Origin of the sequence: Pseudoalteromonas sp. CnMc7-15 (assembly GCF_022347925.1) — a bacterium.
Classification (GTDB): Bacteria; Pseudomonadota; Gammaproteobacteria; order Enterobacterales; family Alteromonadaceae; genus Pseudoalteromonas; species Pseudoalteromonas ruthenica.
The window spans coordinates 1-17,416 of sequence record NZ_JAKRFT010000008.1; the positions used below are offsets into that span (position 1 = coordinate 1).

24 protein-coding genes are annotated in these 17,416 nt (G+C 46.1%); 3 read left to right on the plus strand and 21 right to left on the minus strand.

Annotation, left to right across the window (positions count from 1 at the left end; all coding sequences use genetic code 11):
- Positions 1 to 655 precede the first annotated feature (655 nt).
- From rplQ to MHM95_RS17450, 19 genes are all read right to left on the minus strand, one after another.
- A complete protein-coding gene (rplQ, locus tag MHM95_RS17360) occupies positions 656 to 1,057 on the minus strand; it encodes a 50S ribosomal protein L17 (RefSeq protein WP_022943959.1) in 402 nt (133 codons plus the stop codon).
- A gap of 40 nt (positions 1,058 to 1,097) precedes the next feature.
- Positions 1,098 to 2,084 (minus strand): DNA-directed RNA polymerase subunit alpha, encoded by a 987-nt coding sequence (gene rpoA / locus MHM95_RS17365; protein ID WP_022943958.1) that lies wholly within the window; start codon positions 2,082 to 2,084, stop codon positions 1,098 to 1,100.
- 24 nt (positions 2,085 to 2,108) lie between these two features.
- Positions 2,109 to 2,729, minus strand: a complete 621-nt coding sequence (gene rpsD / locus MHM95_RS17370; protein WP_022943957.1) for a 30S ribosomal protein S4 — start codon at positions 2,727 to 2,729, stop codon at positions 2,109 to 2,111.
- A 21-nt stretch (positions 2,730 to 2,750) separates the two neighbouring features.
- The gene (gene rpsK / locus MHM95_RS17375; RefSeq protein WP_022943956.1) at positions 2,751 to 3,137 is read right to left on the minus strand and encodes a 30S ribosomal protein S11; all 387 of its coding nucleotides are present in this window, start codon (positions 3,135 to 3,137) and stop codon (positions 2,751 to 2,753) included.
- A 13-nt stretch (positions 3,138 to 3,150) separates the two neighbouring features.
- Positions 3,151 to 3,507: a 30S ribosomal protein S13 gene (gene rpsM, locus MHM95_RS17380; protein ID WP_022943955.1), complete on the minus strand. Its 357-nt coding sequence runs from the start codon at positions 3,505 to 3,507 to the stop codon at positions 3,151 to 3,153.
- Positions 3,508 to 3,637: 130 nt separating this feature from the next.
- Entirely contained in the window at positions 3,638 to 3,751 is a 114-nt protein-coding gene (rpmJ, locus tag MHM95_RS17385) for a 50S ribosomal protein L36 (RefSeq protein WP_002959476.1), read from the minus strand.
- A gap of 22 nt (positions 3,752 to 3,773) precedes the next feature.
- Positions 3,774 to 5,102 carry a preprotein translocase subunit SecY gene (gene secY, locus MHM95_RS17390; protein ID WP_022943954.1) on the minus strand — a complete coding sequence of 443 codons (1,329 nt, stop codon included), beginning with the start codon at positions 5,100 to 5,102 and terminating at the stop codon, positions 3,774 to 3,776.
- 11 nt (positions 5,103 to 5,113) lie between these two features.
- On the minus strand, positions 5,114 to 5,548 hold the full coding sequence (gene rplO / locus MHM95_RS17395) for a 50S ribosomal protein L15 (protein ID WP_022943953.1): 435 nt from the start codon (positions 5,546 to 5,548) through the stop codon (positions 5,114 to 5,116).
- A 5-nt stretch (positions 5,549 to 5,553) separates the two neighbouring features.
- Positions 5,554 to 5,733: a 50S ribosomal protein L30 gene (gene rpmD, locus MHM95_RS17400; protein WP_081604373.1), complete on the minus strand. Its 180-nt coding sequence runs from the start codon at positions 5,731 to 5,733 to the stop codon at positions 5,554 to 5,556.
- A gap of 6 nt (positions 5,734 to 5,739) precedes the next feature.
- A complete protein-coding gene (rpsE, locus tag MHM95_RS17405) occupies positions 5,740 to 6,246 on the minus strand; it encodes a 30S ribosomal protein S5 (protein ID WP_022943952.1) in 507 nt (168 codons plus the stop codon).
- Positions 6,247 to 6,255: 9 nt separating this feature from the next.
- Complete coding sequence (gene rplR / locus MHM95_RS17410) at positions 6,256 to 6,609, minus strand: 50S ribosomal protein L18 (RefSeq protein WP_022943951.1); 354 nt, start codon at positions 6,607 to 6,609, stop codon at positions 6,256 to 6,258.
- Between the two features lie 9 nt (positions 6,610 to 6,618).
- On the minus strand, positions 6,619 to 7,152 hold the full coding sequence (rplF, locus tag MHM95_RS17415; protein ID WP_022943950.1) for a 50S ribosomal protein L6: 534 nt from the start codon (positions 7,150 to 7,152) through the stop codon (positions 6,619 to 6,621).
- A 12-nt stretch (positions 7,153 to 7,164) separates the two neighbouring features.
- The gene (rpsH, locus tag MHM95_RS17420) at positions 7,165 to 7,557 is read right to left on the minus strand and encodes a 30S ribosomal protein S8 (RefSeq protein WP_022943949.1); all 393 of its coding nucleotides are present in this window, start codon (positions 7,555 to 7,557) and stop codon (positions 7,165 to 7,167) included.
- Positions 7,558 to 7,578: 21 nt separating this feature from the next.
- Positions 7,579 to 7,884, minus strand: a complete 306-nt coding sequence (gene rpsN, locus MHM95_RS17425; RefSeq protein WP_022943948.1) for a 30S ribosomal protein S14 — start codon at positions 7,882 to 7,884, stop codon at positions 7,579 to 7,581.
- Positions 7,885 to 7,894: 10 nt separating this feature from the next.
- A complete protein-coding gene (rplE, locus tag MHM95_RS17430) occupies positions 7,895 to 8,434 on the minus strand; it encodes a 50S ribosomal protein L5 (RefSeq protein ID WP_045980290.1) in 540 nt (179 codons plus the stop codon).
- Between the two features lie 15 nt (positions 8,435 to 8,449).
- Complete coding sequence (gene rplX, locus MHM95_RS17435) at positions 8,450 to 8,764, minus strand: 50S ribosomal protein L24 (protein WP_022943946.1); 315 nt, start codon at positions 8,762 to 8,764, stop codon at positions 8,450 to 8,452.
- Positions 8,765 to 8,774: 10 nt separating this feature from the next.
- Positions 8,775 to 9,143 carry a 50S ribosomal protein L14 gene (gene rplN / locus MHM95_RS17440; RefSeq protein WP_022943945.1) on the minus strand — a complete coding sequence of 123 codons (369 nt, stop codon included), beginning with the start codon at positions 9,141 to 9,143 and terminating at the stop codon, positions 8,775 to 8,777.
- Positions 9,144 to 9,461: 318 nt separating this feature from the next.
- A complete protein-coding gene (locus tag MHM95_RS17445; protein WP_239385893.1) occupies positions 9,462 to 11,399 on the minus strand; it encodes an AsmA family protein in 1,938 nt (645 codons plus the stop codon).
- Positions 11,400 to 11,467: 68 nt separating this feature from the next.
- Complete coding sequence (locus MHM95_RS17450; protein ID WP_239385894.1) at positions 11,468 to 12,892, minus strand: PLP-dependent aminotransferase family protein; 1,425 nt, start codon at positions 12,890 to 12,892, stop codon at positions 11,468 to 11,470.
- Positions 12,893 to 12,978: 86 nt separating this feature from the next.
- Between MHM95_RS17450 and MHM95_RS17455 the strand changes: the two genes are divergently transcribed.
- The 3 genes from MHM95_RS17455 to MHM95_RS17465 all read left to right on the plus strand — a co-directional run bounded on the left by MHM95_RS17455 (position 12,979) and on the right by MHM95_RS17465 (position 15,753).
- Positions 12,979 to 13,503: a GNAT family N-acetyltransferase gene (locus MHM95_RS17455; protein ID WP_239385895.1), complete on the plus strand. Its 525-nt coding sequence runs from the start codon at positions 12,979 to 12,981 to the stop codon at positions 13,501 to 13,503.
- 117 nt (positions 13,504 to 13,620) lie between these two features.
- A complete protein-coding gene (locus MHM95_RS17460; RefSeq protein WP_239385896.1) occupies positions 13,621 to 14,778 on the plus strand; it encodes a hypothetical protein in 1,158 nt (385 codons plus the stop codon).
- A 288-nt stretch (positions 14,779 to 15,066) separates the two neighbouring features.
- On the plus strand, positions 15,067 to 15,753 hold the full coding sequence (locus MHM95_RS17465; protein WP_130145065.1) for a TorF family putative porin: 687 nt from the start codon (positions 15,067 to 15,069) through the stop codon (positions 15,751 to 15,753).
- A 47-nt stretch (positions 15,754 to 15,800) separates the two neighbouring features.
- Here the strand turns inward: MHM95_RS17465 and MHM95_RS17470 are convergent, their stop codons facing one another.
- Positions 15,801 to 16,526 (minus strand): transporter substrate-binding domain-containing protein, encoded by a 726-nt coding sequence (locus MHM95_RS17470; protein ID WP_239385897.1) that lies wholly within the window; start codon positions 16,524 to 16,526, stop codon positions 15,801 to 15,803.
- Entirely contained in the window at positions 16,513 to 17,400 is an 888-nt protein-coding gene (locus MHM95_RS17475) for an aldo/keto reductase (RefSeq protein ID WP_053911666.1), read from the minus strand. Before MHM95_RS17475 ends, MHM95_RS17470 begins: the two co-directional genes overlap by 14 nt.
- Between the last annotated feature and the right edge of the window lie 16 nt (positions 17,401 to 17,416).

The following is a 17,416-nucleotide window of genomic DNA, read 5'->3' on the forward strand; positions in this document are numbered from 1 at the left end:
AGAACGAATTGACTGTGCGTTATTACTTTCACTTTTAAAAAAGTAAAATCAAAACAGCTCAAGGCTGAATCTTTTAATAACTTATGGTCACTCAGCTCAAATGAGACTCTAAATTTGTTTGCGTCATCTAGCGAACTAGAATCGGCTGTTAGAACTCAATCTGTACGAGTGCCCACACAGATGATTGCTTCATATTTTTAAAGAACGTTTCGATCTGCTTTCGCGTCTCGAGGGCTGTGCATTCTACTCAACCCTGTTTTATTGTCAACACTTTATTTTAAGAAGTTTGCATTTTTCAATGCGCTTTTTAAAACTCAGTTTTACTTGACTCACCCAACTCGTTGAAGTGCTTGTTGAAGTGCTTGTTTGTAAGCAGTCCGCCGTGTCGGTGGATGCGCATTATAGGGAGATTCGATTTCCACGCAACCCCTTTTTTAAAGAAAACTGCAAAAAATGGATCGTTTGAACAAAAATAAAACTAAAACTACTGTATTTAACAGTTATAGATCTATTTAAGATCTAAATTGCTACATTTAAGATGTTTTATATAGAGAAGGGTTTAGCTAAATAGCTATATATAGAAGAGCTGAAATTTAATTTTGGCCATAAAAAGAAAAAGCCGAGCATAAGCTCGGCTTTTTGTGTCTTTTACGACTTACTCTGCAGACTGTGCGTCTTCTTGAACGTCTTCGCTCGCAACTGGGCGATCTACTAGTTCAATGTAAGCCATTGGTGCGTTGTCGCCTGCACGGAAGCCACACTTCAAAATACGAGTGTAACCACCAGGACGGCCTTCGTAGCGAGGACCAATCTCGCTAAACAACTTACCAACAACTTCTTTATCACGCGTGCGAGCAAATGCTAAACGGCGATTTGCAACGCTATCAGTCTTAGCCAGTGTGATTAAAGGTTCAATTACACGGCGCAGCTCTTTCGCTTTAGGCAATGTTGTTTTGATGATTTCGTGCTTCACCAAAGAACCAGCCATATTGCTGAACATCGCTTTGCGATGGCTGCTGTTACGGTTTAATTGACGACCACTCTTACGATGGCGCATGACCCTATCCTTCTAACTAAACTAAATATAGTGATTTAGATTACTCAGCTAAGCTTGCTGGCGGCCAGTTTTCTAGGCGCATGCCTAGAGACAGACCACGTGATGCAAGCACGTCTTTGATCTCAGTTAGAGACTTCTTACCTAAGTTAGGTGTTTTCAGAAGCTCAACTTCGGTACGCTGTACTAAATCACCGATATATTGAATTTGCTCGGCTTTCAAGCAGTTTGCTGAACGAACTGTTAGCTCAAGATCATCAACTGGACGAAGCAGAATAGGATCGAATTCTGGCTTCTCTTCCTTCTCTTCTGGCTCAGAAACATCACGTAAGTCTACGAATGCTTCTAATTGCTCAGCAAGAATGGTCGACGCACGGCGGATCGCTTCTTCAGGATCTAAAGTGCCGTTTGTTTCCATATCAATGATTAACTTGTCTAAGTCAGTACGTTGTTCAACACGTGCTGATTCGACCGAGTACGCAATACGCTCAACTGGGCTGAATGATGCATCAAGCAACAAACGGCCGATTGGGCGCTCATCGTCTTCAGAGGATACGCGGCTAGAAGCTGGTACATAACCACGACCACGCTCAACACGGATGCGCATACTGATCTCGCTATTGTCAGTTGTTAAATGACAAATTACGTGATCAGGATTGCTGATTGTTACATCACCATCGTGCTGGATATCTGCCGCAGTCACAGGGCCTACACCAGATTTAGTCAGGGTCAGAAAAACTTCATCTTTGCCTTCGATATTAACTGCTAGACCTTTAAGGTTTAACAGGATTTCAATGATGTCTTCTTGTACGCCTTCTTTCGCGCTGTACTCATGTAAAACGCCATCAATTTCTACCTCAGTAACTGCGCATCCAGGCATAGATGACAACAGAATACGACGTAGAGCGTTTCCTAGAGTGTGACCAAAACCACGCTCAAGCGGCTCTAGTACCACTTTTGAACGAGTTGGGTTGATAGCGTCGATATCGACTAACCTTGGTTTTAGGAATTCGGTTACAGAACCCTGCATTTTATCCTCTCTTAACTCTTAACTTTACTTCGAGTAAAGTTCGACGATTAGTTGTTCGTTAATGTCCGCAGACAGATCAGAACGCTCAGGTAGGCGCTTAAAAGTACCTTCCATTTTCTTACCGTCAACTTCAACCCAAGTTGGCTTCTCACGTTGCTCAGCCAATTCTAGAGCTCCAACGATACGTGCTTGCTTCTTCGACTTCTCACGAATTTCTACCTGATCTTCAGGAGTAACGTTGAAAGAAGGAATGTTTACAACACGACCATTAACCATAATCGCTTTGTGACTTACTAGCTGACGCGCTTCAGCACGTGTGCTTGCAAAACCCATGCGATATACAACATTGTCTAGACGTTGCTCTAGAAGCTGAAGTAGGTTTTCACCTGTATTGCCTTTAAGGCGAGCAGCTTCTTTGTAGTAGTTACGGAATTGCTTTTCAAGGATGCCGTACATACGACGAACCTTTTGCTTTTCACGTAGCTGTAGACCGTAGTCAGATAAACGACCCTTACGGGCGCCGTGCTGACCAGGTGCTGTCTCAAGTTTACACTTAGAGTCGATAGCTCGTACGCCGCTCTTAAGGAACAGGTCAGTACCTTCACGACGACTTAGCTTGAGCTTAGGGCCCAAATATCTTGCCATGTTCTTTCTCCTAACCTATTGTTATACGCGACGTTTCTTCGGTGGACGACAACCATTGTGTGGAATTGGCGTCACGTCAGTGATGTTTGTGATACGGAAACCAGCAGCATTCAATGCACGTACAGCAGACTCACGGCCTGGACCTGGACCTTTAATGAATACTTCTAAGTTCTTCAAACCGTATTCTTGTGCAGCAGTACCTGCACGCTCTGCAGCTACCTGAGCAGCGAATGGTGTAGATTTACGTGAACCACGGAAACCTGAACCACCGGCAGTTGCCCAAGAAAGTGCATTACCTTGACGGTCTGTAATCGTAACAATAGTGTTGTTGAAAGACGCATGAACGTGAGCCATGCCATCAGCAACTTGCTTTTTGACCTTCTTACGACGAATTGGTGCTTTAGCCATAATTTACCCCACCTTATTTCTTGATAGGCTTGCGAGGACCCTTACGAGTACGCGCGTTAGTCTTAGTACGCTGACCACGTAGTGGTAGCGAACGACGGTGACGTAAACCACGGAAGCAACCAAGGTCCATAAGACGCTTGATGTTCAAAGTAACTTCACGACGAAGATCACCTTCTACAGTGTACTTGCCAACTTCTTCACGAAGCGTGTCAAGAGTTTCGTCATTTAGTTCACCGATTTTAGTATCTTCTGCGATACCTACCGCTGCCAAGATCGCCTTAGCGCGGGTTTTACCTACACCATAAATTGAGGTTAAGCCAATAACCGCATGTTTATGATCAGGAACGTTAATGCCAGCTATACGGGCCACTAACACATCTCCTATAGTTTAAATTTGGTAATCATCTTCTCGAAAAGCCCGTTAGGATACTCAAGTGATGACCAAACTACAATGAAAAACACAGGCCGAGCATACCACTCAGCCTGCATGACTTGTTTAATTAGCCTTGCCTTTGCTTGTGCTTAGGCTCACTGCAAATCACACGTACAACGCCGGCACGTTTGATTACTTTGCAGTTACGGCAGATTTTCTTAACGGAAGCACGTACTTTCATTACTCAACTCCGTAAACCGACCTTATCGGCCATAGCCTTTAAGGTTTGCTTTTTTCAGCACAGAATCATACTGATGTGACATCAGATGGGTCTGTACTTGTGCCATAAAGTCCATGATCACAACAACGATAATCAAGATTGATGTACCGCCGAAGTAGAATGGCGTTTGCCATGCCATGGTCATAAACTCGGGCACTAGACAGATAAAGGTAATGTACAAGGCACCTGCCAATGTCAGGCGTGTCATTACTTTATCAATGTATTTCGATGTCTGCTCACCTGGACGAATACCTGGAATGAAAGCTCCAGATTTTTTCAGGTTGTCTGCAGTTTCACGCGGGTTGAAAACCAACGCAGTGTAGAAAAAGCAGAAAAAGATAATAGCAGCAGCCAAGACCATTGCGTACAGCGGTTGACCCGGAGTCAATGCTGTGGAAATGGCTTGTAACACGTCAGCTACAGGACCTTCACCCTGGCCGAACCAGCTTGCAATTGTACCAGGGAACAGAATGATACTACTAGCAAAGATTGGTGGAATAACCCCAGCCATATTTACTTTCAACGGCAAGTGTGTGCTTTGAGCAGCGTACACCTGACGACCTTGTTGGCGCTTTGCGTAGTTAACAACAATACGACGTTGACCACGTTCAAAGAAAACCACCAAGTAAGTAACGGCAAACACGATTACCGCAATCAATACCAGTACCAAAATGTTCAATTCACCTTGGCGCGCCATTTCGGCTGTCGAACCAATAGCAGACGGCAGGTTAGCTACGATACCAACAAAAATCAGAACTGAGATACCGTTACCGATACCACGCTCTGTAATTTGTTCGCCCAACCACATTAAGAACATACAGCCGGTTACTAAGCTCACTACAGCAGTGAAATAGAAACCAAAGCCGGGGTTAACAACTAACCCGTCCATCATGTTCGGTAAGCCAGTAGCAATACCGATTGATTGGAACGTAGCAAGCACGAGCGTACCATAACGCGTGTACTGACTGATTTTCTTACGCCCCTGTTCACCCTCTTTTTTCAGCTCTACCATCGCAGGATGTATATGCGTTAGTAGCTGCATGATAATTGAGGCCGAAATATAGGGCATAATACCCAGTGCAAGTACCGAAGCACGCTCAAGCGCACCACCGCTGAACATGTTGAACATTTCAACAATGGTGCCCTTCTGTTGCTCGAAGAATTCGGCAAGTACAGCGGCGTCAATCCCAGGGATCGGCACGAATGAACCTAAACGGTAAATAATGATAGCACCGAGTACAAATAGTAAACGACGCTTCAACTCCGCAAGCCCGCTTTGTGCACTTTGCATATCGTGACCTGGTTTAGCCATAAAGTACTTCCTTACTCTTCTACCTTGCCTCCGGCAGCTTCAATCGCTTCGCGTGCACCTTTGGTCACTTTAAGACCTTTAACAGTGACGGCGCGAGAAACTTCACCAGATTTAACTACTTTAACGAACTGGATGTTCTTCTTAACCAGACCAGCTGCTTGTAACGCGTTTAGATCTACCACATCGCCTTCAACTTTAGCGATTTCGAATAGATTCACTTCTTTAGTCGCAAGAGACTTGCGTGAAGTGAAACCAAACTTAGGTAGACGACGTTGCATAGGCATTTGACCGCCTTCGAAACCAACGCGTACTTTACCACCAGAACGTGATTTTTGACCTTTGTGACCACGGCCACCAGTTTTACCTAGGCCAGAACCGATACCACGGCCCACACGTTTGCCGGCTGATTTTGCACCTGCAGCAGGTGAAAGTGTATTCAAATTCATTCGAATTACCCCTCAACCTTAACCATGTAAGAAACTTGGTTGATCATACCACGTACTGAAGGCGTATCTTCTAGCTCTACAGTGTGGTTGATACGACGTAAACCAAGGCCACGTAATGTAGCTCTATGCTTCGGCAAGCGGCCGATTGAACTACGTACTTGAGTTACTTTTACTGTATTTGCCATGGTGTCTTACCCCAAAATTTCTTCAACGCTAAGACCACGCTTCGCAGCAACTGCTTCTGGAGACTTCATGTTCTCTAGTGCTGAGATAGTTGCGCGAACAACGTTGATCGGGTTAGTCGAACCGTAGGCTTTTGACAATACGTTTTGTACACCAGCTACTTCTAGTACTGCACGCATCGCACCACCGGCGATGATACCAGTACCTTCAGATGCTGGTTGCATGTACACTTTAGAACCAGCGTGACGACCCTTGATAGGGTGCTGAAGTGTATTGCCTTTAAGCTCTACCTTGATCATGTTACGACGTGCTTTTTCCATTGCTTTTTGAATAGCAGCTGGAACTTCACGTGCTTTACCATAACCAAAACCTACTTTACCTGCGCCGTCACCTACTACTGTAAGTGCAGTGAAGCTAAAGATACGACCACCTTTAACCACCTTAGACACACGGTTTACCGCGATTAGCTTTTCAGCCAAATCAGGCTGTTGTTGCTTTGCTTCTACGTTAGCCATTGTCTACTCCTAGAATTGCAGACCGGCTTCACGCGCTGCATCCGCAAGCGCCTTCACACGGCCGTGATATTTAAAGCCACTGCGGTCAAAAGCGATACTTTCGTTAACGCCTTTTTCAGCCGCACGTTCTGCAACTGCTTTACCCACTGCTTGAGCAGCTTCGATGTTGCCAGTGCCTTTAACTGTTTCAGCAATTGCTTTCTCAACAGTAGAAGCAGCAGCCAGTACACTACCCTCAGCACTAATAACCTGAGCATAGATGTGACGTGGCGTGCGGTGGATAACAAGGCGGATTTTGCCCTGTTCAATAAAATTTCTACGTGAGCGCTTAGCGCGACGTAGACGTGCTGTTCTCTTATCCATCGTCCTACCTTACTTCTTCTTAGCCTCTTTACGACGCACGTATTCGTCAGCATAGCGAACACCTTTACCTTTATAAGGCTCTGGCTCACGGTATGCGCGAATGTTTGCAGCAGTTTGACCAACTAGCTGCTTGTCTGCGCCCTTAACAACGATCTCAGTTTGGCTCGGAGCTTCAATCGTGATGCCCTCTGGGATCTCGAAGTTGACTGGGTGTGAGAAGCCTAGCGTTAAATCTAGTACTTTACCTTTCACCGCAGCACGGTAACCAACACCAACTAGCTGTAGCTTCTTCTCGTAACCGTCGTTCACACCAACAATCATGTTGTTGATAAGTGCACGTGCAGTACCAGCTTGAGCCCAAGCGTTAGCAACGCCTTCTACAGGTTTAGTGGTGATTACATTGTCTTCGAATGAAACTTCAACCGCTTCGTTGATAGCACGGCTAAGTTCACCATTCTTACCTTTAACTGTGATGTCCTGGCCTTTAAGCGTGATTTCTACACCGGCTGGAACATTAATAGGTGCCTTTGCTATACGCGACATAGTCCCCTCCGATTACGCTACAAAGCCAATGATTTCACCGCCCACGCCAGCGCTACGCGCAGCACGGTCAGTCATCAGGCCTTTAGAAGTTGATACGATAGCGATACCTAGACCACCCATTACCTTAGGTAATGCGTCACGTTTCTTATAGATACGTAGACCAGGGCGGCTAACACGCTGGATGTTTTCGATTACAGCTTTGCCTTCGAAGTACTTAAGCTCGATGTTTAGTTCAGGTTTAGCGCCTTCTGTTACTGAGTAACCAGAAACATAACCTTCATCAGTTAGTACTTTAGCAACTGCTATTTTCAGCTTTGAAGATGGCATTGAGATAGAAACCTTCTTCGCAGTCTGGCCGTTACGGATACGTGTGAACAAATCCGCAATAGGATCTTGCAAGCTCATTGTCTTACTCCCGTGATTCTATTACCAACTAGCCTTTTTAAGGCCAGGAATTTCACCGCGCATAGCTGCTTCGCGAACTTTGATACGGCTTAGGCCGAACTTGCGAAGGTAACCATGTGGGCGGCCCGTGATGTTACAACGATTACGTTGACGTGCAGGGCTTGAATCACGCGGAAGAGTCTGAAGCTTCAGAACCGCGTCCCAACGCTCTTCATCTGATGAATTAACATCGCTGATGATAGCTTTTAGTGCCGCACGCTTTTCAGCGTATTGGGCAACTAGTTTAGTGCGCTTTGCTTCGCGCGCTTTCATTGAATTCTTTGCCATAACCCTACCCTTATTTCTTGAATGGGAAGTTAAACGCTTCTAACAACGCACGGCCTTCCTCATCATTCTGCGCAGAAGTAGTGATAGTGATGTCTAGGCCACGTACACGGTCTACACGATCATAATCGATTTCTGGGAAGATGATTTGTTCACGTACGCCCATGCTGTAGTTGCCGCGACCGTCGAAAGACTTAGCGCTTACACCACGGAAATCGCGAATACGCGGGATAGCGATTGAAACCAAACGCTCAAAAAAGTCCCACATACGCTCGCCACGTAGGGTTACTTTACAACCAATTGGGTAGCCTTCACGGATCTTAAAGCCAGCAACTGATTTGCGTGCTTTCGTGATAAGAGGCTTCTGACCAGAGATTGCTTCTAGATCAGCAACAGCGTTTTCTAGAATTTTCTTGTCAGCTAGGGCTTCGCCCACACCCATGTTTAATGTGATCTTTTCGATCTGAGGGACTTGCATGACAGAGCTGAAACCAAACTTCTTTTGAAGTTCAGCGACTACTTTGTCTTTATATACTTCATGCAGTTTCGCCATCGTCTACTCCAACTATTAAATAGTTTTACCAGTAGATTTGAAGATACGTAATTTCTTACCGTCTTCAATCTTGAAACCTACACGATCTGCTTTACCCGTTTCCGAGTTGTAGATCGCAACGTTTGATACGTCGATAGACGCTTCTTTCTCAACAATACCGCCAGCTTGGTTCAACTGAGGAACAGGCTTTTGGTGCTTCTTGATAAGGTTTACGCCTTCAACAAATACTCGACCAGTTTCAGTAACAACTGAAAGCACTTTACCGCGCTTACCTTTGTCTTTACCGGCCAGTACGATTACTTCGTCATCACGACGGATTTTTGCTGCCATGATCGACTCCTTATAGTACTTCTGGTGCTAGTGAAACGATCTTCATGAACTTTTCAGTACGAAGTTCACGAGTCACAGGGCCGAAGATACGGGTTCCGATTGGCTGGTTGCTATCGTTTAAGATAACAGCCGCATTGCTATCGAAACGGATCAAAGAGCCGTCTGGACGACGAACGCCTTTTTTGGTACGCACAACAACCGCGTTTTTAACATCACCTTTTTTAACTTTGCCGCGAGGAATCGCTTCCTTAACAGCAACTTTAATGATGTCACCAACCGATGCGTAACGACGGTGTGAACCGCCAAGGACTTTAATACACTGCACTTTGCGGGCGCCGCTGTTATCTGCAACGTCCAGCTGAGTTTGCATTTGGATCATCTTAATGTGCTCCGGTGTAGTTACAACTCGCCATAATTCCGTTAAAAATTAAGGCATTAAATAAATTATCCGCTCAATTAACAGGCAACTTTTCGGTTACTTGTGTGCTGAGGGCGGGCAATTGTATCAGTAATGGCGGGCAAAAGGTAGGCTAATTTTTAATTAATTTCTTTACTTAGCTCGGTTAATAAAGGCTCTGAGAGCCCTAAGGTGAGAACTGAAAATTATCGAAAACAGGCTATTTTTCGCACCATCAATTGCTTATAAAAGCATCAAGGCACAAAAGTGCCTTGATGCTGCATGTATATATGGGGGGGATTAGCCGCCAAACAAGCCTTTGAGTTTGTCTTTTACTTTTTCTTTGGCTTTTTCTTTCACTTCCTCTTTGGCTGCCTCACCAACGTCCAAGTTAACCGCCACGTCATGGAAAGGACCTTTTATACGAACCGGAATTTTGAAACCGGTGCTGTCATCGGTGGTGCCTTGACCTTCGATTGAATCCACAATCCCCGTTACTAAGCGGTAGTTTACCTTGGTCGCGGGGAGATCCACTTGGCCTTCACCAGTAATACGAATGAGCGGGCTTAGCAACGACAAATCTGAGTTGACGCCAACGCCTTTGGTAAAGTTCATACTCCCCGTTAAAGCGGTAAAGTCTGTCTGCTGAGACTTATCAAAACCAGTATTAAGGCCTTGTGAAAGTGCGGATGTATTTCCCTTAATGAGTTCCTTCGCCTTTCGCACCAATTCAGCAATGTTCGCTCCTTTAACAGCACCATCGGCAAAACTGAATGCTAATTTGCCAGCCAGCGCATCAACGAAGTCTTGTTGGCTTTGCCCTTCGGTAGTCAGTTGCCAATTGAGCGCCCCTTTACCCATTAACTTATCAAACTTCACCGCATCGCTAAGAAGAGGCTCAGCATTTATACCACTGAGGTCAAACTGAGTATCGATGTGGTAAGGCTGTCGCGCTGCGTTCAGCGTTACCTTGCCGGTTCCCTGGCCTTCATAGGCAGCGAATTTATCCATACTGAGAGTGGCTACGGCATTATCAAGCTTAATACTGAATTGGTTCTCACCGAGTGTAATATCACGCGCTTTTAAGCCACTTGAGCGAACCACAATATCGGCATTAAGGGCATTCAGGGCAGAAAGGTCTATCGGCGTATCATCCCACTCTAAGGGTTGAGCCTGAGAATCATCGTTACTTGGTTGCTCGGTATTCGCGGCAGGCTCCGGTAAGTAAGGGTTTAAATCTAGCATGCCCAAATCTACATTGGCAGTAAGCGCTAAACGCTCGCCAAGGTGAATCGTACTCATACCTTCAATGGCAAGCTGATCTAACGTCGCCACGAGCTTATTAATAGTAAAAGCCTGCCCTTGCAGCTGCATACTGCCCTCTACACGGAAATCATTAAACGCGTTGTCTTTGGCATTAAGCTCAACGCCTTGCCACTTGGCAATGCGCTTCACCGAATCCCCTTGCAACATCAAGGTGCCGCTAATATTTCCACCCTGCTCAGCAATGTTGCCTTTAAATTCCATATCAACAAGCGCAGATGTTAAGTTTTGCGTAAGCGTAAATGGTCGACCTTCGATGGCTTTGATTGGGTTATCCAATTCTATATCAAGGTTAAACCGCTCACCCATGTACGTTATACCCCCTTCTAGTTCTAAAGGTTGGCGTAACGATTTAAGTAATACCGCTAATTCCAAGTCGCTAATTTGTTGTTTACTTCCAGTTTGCCCGTCCAGATAGGTAAACTGACCACCATAAATAGCCACTTCTCCAAGCTCAATATCAAAGTTGTCTGGCAGCTTGACTTGGCCTTGCTCAGTGCTTTGTTGCGATTGCTCAGTTGCGACCTTATCAAAGAGCTGCCAATTGCCTTGGCCTTGGGCATTTGTTTCCAGCAACACATCCGGCTCACGGATAACAAACTTATCCAGCTTCACTTCGCCAGAGAATAAGGTGCTCCAGGGGATATGCACATCCAATTGTTTCATCGTCGCCATATTGGCTCGCGATCCCCCTTCCATATTGCTAAAGCTAACATCATTAAGCTCTAATCGTAGTGAAGGGAAAATCGCTAAGTCTTTATCGCCGGCAATCGTCAGTGTGCGCCCTGTGGTGTTTTGTACCTGCTCTGACACTTTATTGAAGATGGCATCGACAGGAATAAAGAAAGGAATGGCGATGAGTAAGCCGATAATTACGACTATGATTACGCCCAAAACCTTGGCTAGGGTCTTCATGGTGAACCTCGTTCCATTAAAGCAAATGTGTTTAGCATAACCTAAAGTAGTTATCTGTGTAATTGTAGTTAAAGTTCATGAATATAGGATGATAGTTGCTGAGCCAGCGTATGCACTGCTTGCGCCATGGATTTCTCCCAAGGTAGGGCGAAGGTCATACGAAAAAAACGCGCATAATCGATTTGTGGCATAAAGAGTTCGCCAGGCGCAATGGCGATACGCCGGGTAATCAACCGTTGCCATAGCTCATCACTGCAGCCCCCTTGAGGAAGCTCAAACCATAAGCTTGGCCCACCACCGATGTCTTGGTACAAATGCGCAACGCCAAAGTGATTGAAAATTTCATCAACCTGCTGGTACTGCCTTAATAGTTGCGCTCGTAAACGTCGGGTTAAACGGCGATAGTCACCACTGTGATACAAATGAGTAACCAGCTCTTGGCTCGCGATGTCGCTTGCCTCACTAAGCACTGATTTAGTCAAAATAATATCAGCAGCGCAATTACGGCAGAGCATATACCCCAAGGTTAGAGCAAACGACAATGTATCACTGTAGTCACATATGCTGATCACCGCTAGAGAGCTATCTTCATCTAAGAGGCTCGCAATTGACGGAGGTCGAAACTCACTAAAACTAAGCTCACCACGGTCATATTCGATTAACGCAACATCATGGCGCTGCGCCCAAGCCAACAATGCACGTTTTTGTTGTTCGCTCAGCAGGCGCCCTGTCGGATCTTGATAATTAGGGTTAAAAATATAAGCGCGAATGTCATGCTCTTGTCGAGCCTGCTCCAATAATGCCAATTCGGTTTCGAAGTCCGGCTGTATAGGGACACCCACATAAGCTTGAGCGCTGTGGTGCAAATGCGCCAATATAAAAAATGAGCTTGGAGACTCAACTGCCACCTTATGCTCACTCAACCCTAATCCCTTTAACGCCAAAGTAAGTGCCGAACTGCGTCCATGGGTGATCACGACCTCGGCTGGATTTATAAGCTGCTGACTCAACGCATAATGTGTCGCAATTTCTTGGCGCAGCGAATCAATACCGGCTTCACGATTGTCTTGGAGTAATTTAAATGGGCGCTGCCTGCGCACACGCTTTTGCGCCCGCGTGAGTAGCGCTTCGTTGTCTAATACCGTACTTGGCCCAGTGCAGGATAGCGGCACTATATCTGCATCGTTAAAACTGTATTGCACCGCTTTGTGTAACGGCATGGAAATCAGCTCACTTGGGATTAATTTATCACCAAAGTTTTGTTGCGCAGTGCTTTGTTGACGAGCACAAACGTAATAACCACTGCGCGGCCGGGCCTCAATGAGTTGTTGTCTTTGCAAATGTTCATAAATTTTAGCAGCTGTCGATATCCCAACTTTTCTTTCACGAGCGAAATCCCGGACAGAAAGAAGCCTATCCCCCTGTTTTAATTGACCATTATTAATTGACTTAGCTAGTACCTCGGCCTCTCGCTGATAGATAAAACTAGGCATCTGTATTGCTTATTTTTCATTTTCACTGTGTCTGTTTTGCTTTTTTACGTGCCATTACACTGGTTGTCAAACGAAAAGGAGCTAACATGACCCTATTAATAGACACACCAAGGCTGCAGATGCGTCATTTCCGACTTGCTGATGCCGAAGCAGTGCGCGCATTTAATGCCAACACCGAAGTCACTCGGTATACCGGAGACCCCGCTCAGATAAGCACCAGCGAACAGGCTCGGCGCCTCACCAAAGACGTTTGGTTACACGAATATGAACGTTATGGTTACGCTCGTTATGCCTTGATACACAAGCAACACAACAGGTTAATTGGGTTTTGTGGTTTTAAGTTCAACCCACAACAACAGCTTGCTGATTTAGGCTACCGCATGCTTCCTCAGTATTGGCAACAGGGTCTTGGCTATGAGGCGGCACAAAGCGTCATGACATATGGGCTAACCACCCTCGCATTACCGGGAATTTATGCCGAAGTAGATAGTGCCAACACGGGCTCTGTACGCATTTTGCAAAAACTTGGTTTTACGCACACGGATTCATATCGTCAATGGGGGCTCAACCTACAACGCTATGATTATCTGTGTGCTCCCTATAGTAGATAAGCCTCCAAGCTACTTAAAACAGCAAAGTCAATATTGCATCAACACACAATGTCAGTATGATGCACAGCCCCGCTCAAAGTGGGCTGTGTTGTATCAAGTGGAGTTGTAGTACCAAGCATGAAGAAGTTGCTTATATCCCCATCAAAAATGGCGCTGGGTGAACAAGAAAGTCAGATTTATCAAAATATTTTAAAACAGGCGACCGATATCAGCCTAAATCTAATGGCGGTGAAGGTTGAAAACCACCCAGACGAGTTCTTAGGTTGGTGTTATGAGTTACTTGACGCACTCAATAACCGCCTAAACTACGAGTTACTAGAGCCTCAGCAGCTCCCTTGTGTAAAAAAGCTACACACACTGCTTACTGAAGCCATTAGCTTTTTGCAACTGAAGGCCTTACGTATTACTCCCTGGCCAGTGCTATGTGAATACCTGCAACAGCAGCAATCACGCGTTTTATTAGATGAACACTTAGCCTTATGTGACTACATCGACAGGTTACGGGAACAGTCGTTAGCTGAACTCAGTAAAGAGGACCGCCTTGTAGTCGCGGGTAAACACCTCAACAGCCATGACCCAGCAGTCTACCGCTTTGATGTCGAGCTCTTTGCTGCAACGAGAAGCAATAAAGCATTTCACCAATTGCTGGCTGATTTCCCAGCTCTTTTTGATCAGGCTTTGGCGCACATTCCACTACAAGGAGAGGTAACGCGCGAGCATTACAGTGCCTTTGTTACAGCCTATCAAAGCATCTTCATCGATGCCGATGAAAAGCCTACACTTGCTCCGGCAACGCGCCTGTTAGCCATGCGCCGACCCGATGTATTCACTCCTGCCAGCCAAGCTAAATTAGATACTTTGTGCGCTGCGCTAGGTATTGCCAAATTGAGTAACCGCGACTTCGAACGATATTGGCAGGAGCTGGTATGCACTATAACTCGCCTACCCTGGTACACTATGGCCAGCGGCGACAATGACCTAGAGCAACGCTTGTGTGCCAACAAAGCACTCTTACCATGCTTATTTTTCTATTTCGCCGAGGATAGTGCGCAGCAATCAAACTACTACAAGCTGCTCCATAAGCCGAAGCGTTCATCTTCCAGCAAAGCACCTAGGCGCAGCAAAGAGTCTGCAGCAACGCTGGTAGATAGAGCTTTAGCCGAAGATGATATCCCAGAGCATATTCGCGCCAAGCGCGACTCTATCATCGCCGAAGTGGAGAAAGGCCGCAGCATCAATGATACCCTCACCTTGATGCGCACCATTTTCGGTTAACCCCTCATCCCATACAGAGCGCCGCTCGGCGCTCCAGCTTATCAAGCGCCTCCCCCAGGTTTGCAGCAACAGTACCAGCGCATAACGAGTCACGGTGGTGTGAATTATCTCGGTGCATCCGCATAAAATATGCACCAGGGTCGTGCAACAGATCACTTTGTGAAATCTGGCCATTTCCAAAAATCAATACCAAGCTGTTGAAAAATATTTAATTATTAATTTATTTCATACTCTGGCATGGCCTTTGCCCTGTTTATGCCAACACAGCGCGAAAACGGGAATGAAACAATGATAAAAACAACACGCTGGCAAGTCTCGGGGCTACTCTGTCTCGCCCTGTTGCCTATGACAGGCCATGCTAAGAACAGTCTAACTGCGAATGTGGCGGCTAGTTCAAACTATTATTGGCGAGGGATCACACAAAGTGATGACCAAGCCGCAGTATCGGGCGGCTTAGATTATGCTACGGACAGTGGCTTCTATATGGGAACTTGGCTATCCAATATTGATTTCGGCGAAGCCGCAAGCACTAGTTATGAAATGGATTTGTACGCTGGCTTTGGCGGCACAGCGGGAGAGATCGATTACGACGTTGGTTATATCTATTATGCCTACCCTGATGCCGCTGACGACATTGGTTTTGGTGAGGTTTATGGTTCACTAAGCTGGCAATGGCTGAGCGCAGGGGCGAGCTACCTACTTAATGCCGAAGACGATGCCACCAGTGAAGAAGATATGCTTTATTTAGAGCTCAATGCTAGTTTTCCAGTTTTCACCGACACTGAGCTCGCATTCCACTTAGGCCATTCTAGTGGTGACACCGTTCGGGAGTGGTATGGTGAAGATGATAGTTACTTAGATTATGGCGTTAGCATCAGTAAAGCCGGGTTCACACTTGGCCTGTTGCAAACTGATCTTGATGCTGATGACGATTTGAAAGCCTACGTGTCCTACAGTATGGACTTTGATTTGTAGGTATTTACCGACTTATTGTTGCTGCAAACCAGGGGCCGTCAGGCCCTTTATCTTTTATTTTTCTCATCAAAAACCTGCTTTAGAGCTTGCACTAATTGAGGATCAGAGTGTTTATTCACTGCCAAGCATAATGGCGTTCGTTGACTTTGCTGTAACTCCCACACCTTGATTACTGTATTGGCCGATAACTCCCTTTGGCGCAGCGCTAAGGTCATCGCAGCTTCTGTATTTAAAATTAAATCTAACCTTCCAGCTAGAAATTTAGTCATGCTGACCTCAATACTAGCCGCCACATCTAAGTGCCGCTCATCACTAAACCCCTGTTGCCGCAAATGCTGATGAGTCCAGCCGTCTCGACTCACTGCGAGCGTATACTGCTTCACATCAGCCAATGAATGCACTTTTATGCGCTGATCATCACTGCGCTTGTAGATAAACATAGGAGTGGGCGCACTGATGGGACAAAACCAGTGAAATAACTGGTGCCGCTGTGCGGTTTTATAAATTGCGAATATACCGTGGTTAGCGCGAGTTTTAGCTAAATTATAGGCTCGCGCCCAAGTAGTAAGGTGAATATCAGCATCAATATTGGCGGCTTCTAAAGCCCCACGCACAGCTTGCGTTGCCCGGCCAACCACCTGACCCTGCTCATTAAGGTAGTTGTAGGGCGGCCAGTGCTCGGTATAAAGCTGTAGCTGGGGCTGCGCAACAAGGCTAAAGCTAAGACTCATTGCAATTAGCCACACCCAGATGTGATATTTAAGGTACTGCATGGCCTTTAGATGCCTGCCATATTCGATACCATTGCTCATGGCTTAATTCTAGCAGCTGAGCGCCAATTGCACTGCGAATACGCTCAATATTCCCCGTACCTAACACCACAGCAGGCTGGCTTGGGTGCTTCAACAACCACGCATATACCACTTGATCTAGGCCGCTTGCCCCGATTTCCTGTGCGATTTGCTCTAGTGTTTGCCGTAACCTTTGTGCCTTTTCAGTCATACTCGTAAATATCTCGCCGCCCGCCAGCGGCGACCAACACATCGGGTTTATGCGCCAACGTTGACACTGATCTAAAGTACCCTCATCTAACGCATTCATCTGATAGGGAGAGAACTCAATTTGGTTGGTTTGCAGCGGGAAATCCAACCGCGACTGCAATAACTCAAACTGACTGGTGGTAAAGTTAGAAACGCCGAAGTGCAATACATCACCACGCGCTCTCAAGGTATTGAATGCTTCAGCCACTTCATCTGCCTGCATTAAGTAGTCTGGGCGGTGGATCAACAAGCAATCTAAACGATCGGTGTGAAAATGCTGCAGTGACTTTTCAGCACTGGCGATAATATGCTCACGGCTGGAATTATAGTGATTAACATGCCCGGGCACAGCGCGCTTACCCTGCTGCAGCGCAATGCCGCACTTGGTGATGATACGAATTTGTTCACGTACGCTGGGTTTGAGCTTTAATAACTCTCCGAACGCCGCCTCACAGCGATATTGACCATAAATGTCAGCATGATCTGTATCGACAATGCCCTGCTCAATACATTGTTCTACAAACGCGAGGTTTTGTTGGGCGCTGCGCTGCCAATCGAGCATGCGCCAAAACCCTAACACTAAAGGCGAAATTGTTCTGTGTGCCATACTTTGCAACCTGATA

Excerpts from the sequence above, each read along its gene's own strand:
- MHM95_RS17470 (WP_239385897.1), bottom strand. The coding sequence starts at position 16,526 with ATGCAGTACCTTAAATATCACATCTGGGTGTGGCTAATTGCAATGAGT.
- rplN (WP_022943945.1), bottom strand. The coding sequence starts at position 9,143 with ATGATCCAAATGCAAACTCAGCTGGACGTTGCAGATAACAGCGGCGCC.
- rpsE (WP_022943952.1), bottom strand. The coding sequence starts at position 6,246 with ATGGCTAACGTAGAAGCAAAGCAACAACAGCCTGATTTGGCTGAAAAG.
- rpoA (WP_022943958.1), bottom strand. The coding sequence starts at position 2,084 with ATGCAGGGTTCTGTAACCGAATTCCTAAAACCAAGGTTAGTCGATATC.
- rpmJ (WP_002959476.1), bottom strand. The coding sequence starts at position 3,751 with ATGAAAGTACGTGCTTCCGTTAAGAAAATCTGCCGTAACTGCAAAGTA.
- rpsH (WP_022943949.1), bottom strand. The coding sequence starts at position 7,557 with ATGAGCTTGCAAGATCCTATTGCGGATTTGTTCACACGTATCCGTAAC.
- rpsN (WP_022943948.1), bottom strand. The coding sequence starts at position 7,884 with ATGGCAAAGAATTCAATGAAAGCGCGCGAAGCAAAGCGCACTAAACTA.
- rplX (WP_022943946.1), bottom strand. The coding sequence starts at position 8,764 with ATGGCAGCAAAAATCCGTCGTGATGACGAAGTAATCGTACTGGCCGGT.
- rpsD (WP_022943957.1), bottom strand. The coding sequence starts at position 2,729 with ATGGCAAGATATTTGGGCCCTAAGCTCAAGCTAAGTCGTCGTGAAGGT.
- rpmD (WP_081604373.1), bottom strand. The coding sequence starts at position 5,733 with ATGGCAAATACAGTAAAAGTAACTCAAGTACGTAGTTCAATCGGCCGC.
- rplE (WP_045980290.1), bottom strand. The coding sequence starts at position 8,434 with ATGGCGAAACTGCATGAAGTATATAAAGACAAAGTAGTCGCTGAACTT.
- MHM95_RS17455 (WP_239385895.1), top strand. The coding sequence starts at position 12,979 with ATGACCCTATTAATAGACACACCAAGGCTGCAGATGCGTCATTTCCGA.
- MHM95_RS17445 (WP_239385893.1), bottom strand. The coding sequence starts at position 11,399 with ATGAAGACCCTAGCCAAGGTTTTGGGCGTAATCATAGTCGTAATTATC.
- rplO (WP_022943953.1), bottom strand. The coding sequence starts at position 5,548 with ATGAATTTGAATACACTTTCACCTGCTGCAGGTGCAAAATCAGCCGGC.
- MHM95_RS17460 (WP_239385896.1), top strand. The coding sequence starts at position 13,621 with ATGAAGAAGTTGCTTATATCCCCATCAAAAATGGCGCTGGGTGAACAA.
- rpsK (WP_022943956.1), bottom strand. The coding sequence starts at position 3,137 with ATGGCTAAAGCACCAATTCGTCGTAAGAAGGTCAAAAAGCAAGTTGCT.
- rplF (WP_022943950.1), bottom strand. The coding sequence starts at position 7,152 with ATGTCGCGTATAGCAAAGGCACCTATTAATGTTCCAGCCGGTGTAGAA.
- rplQ (WP_022943959.1), bottom strand. The coding sequence starts at position 1,057 with ATGCGCCATCGTAAGAGTGGTCGTCAATTAAACCGTAACAGCAGCCAT.
- MHM95_RS17450 (WP_239385894.1), bottom strand. The coding sequence starts at position 12,892 with ATGCCTAGTTTTATCTATCAGCGAGAGGCCGAGGTACTAGCTAAGTCA.
- MHM95_RS17465 (WP_130145065.1), top strand. The coding sequence starts at position 15,067 with ATGATAAAAACAACACGCTGGCAAGTCTCGGGGCTACTCTGTCTCGCC.
- secY (WP_022943954.1), bottom strand. The coding sequence starts at position 5,102 with ATGGCTAAACCAGGTCACGATATGCAAAGTGCACAAAGCGGGCTTGCG.
- rplR (WP_022943951.1), bottom strand. The coding sequence starts at position 6,609 with ATGGATAAGAGAACAGCACGTCTACGTCGCGCTAAGCGCTCACGTAGA.
- MHM95_RS17475 (WP_053911666.1), bottom strand. The coding sequence starts at position 17,400 with ATGGCACACAGAACAATTTCGCCTTTAGTGTTAGGGTTTTGGCGCATG.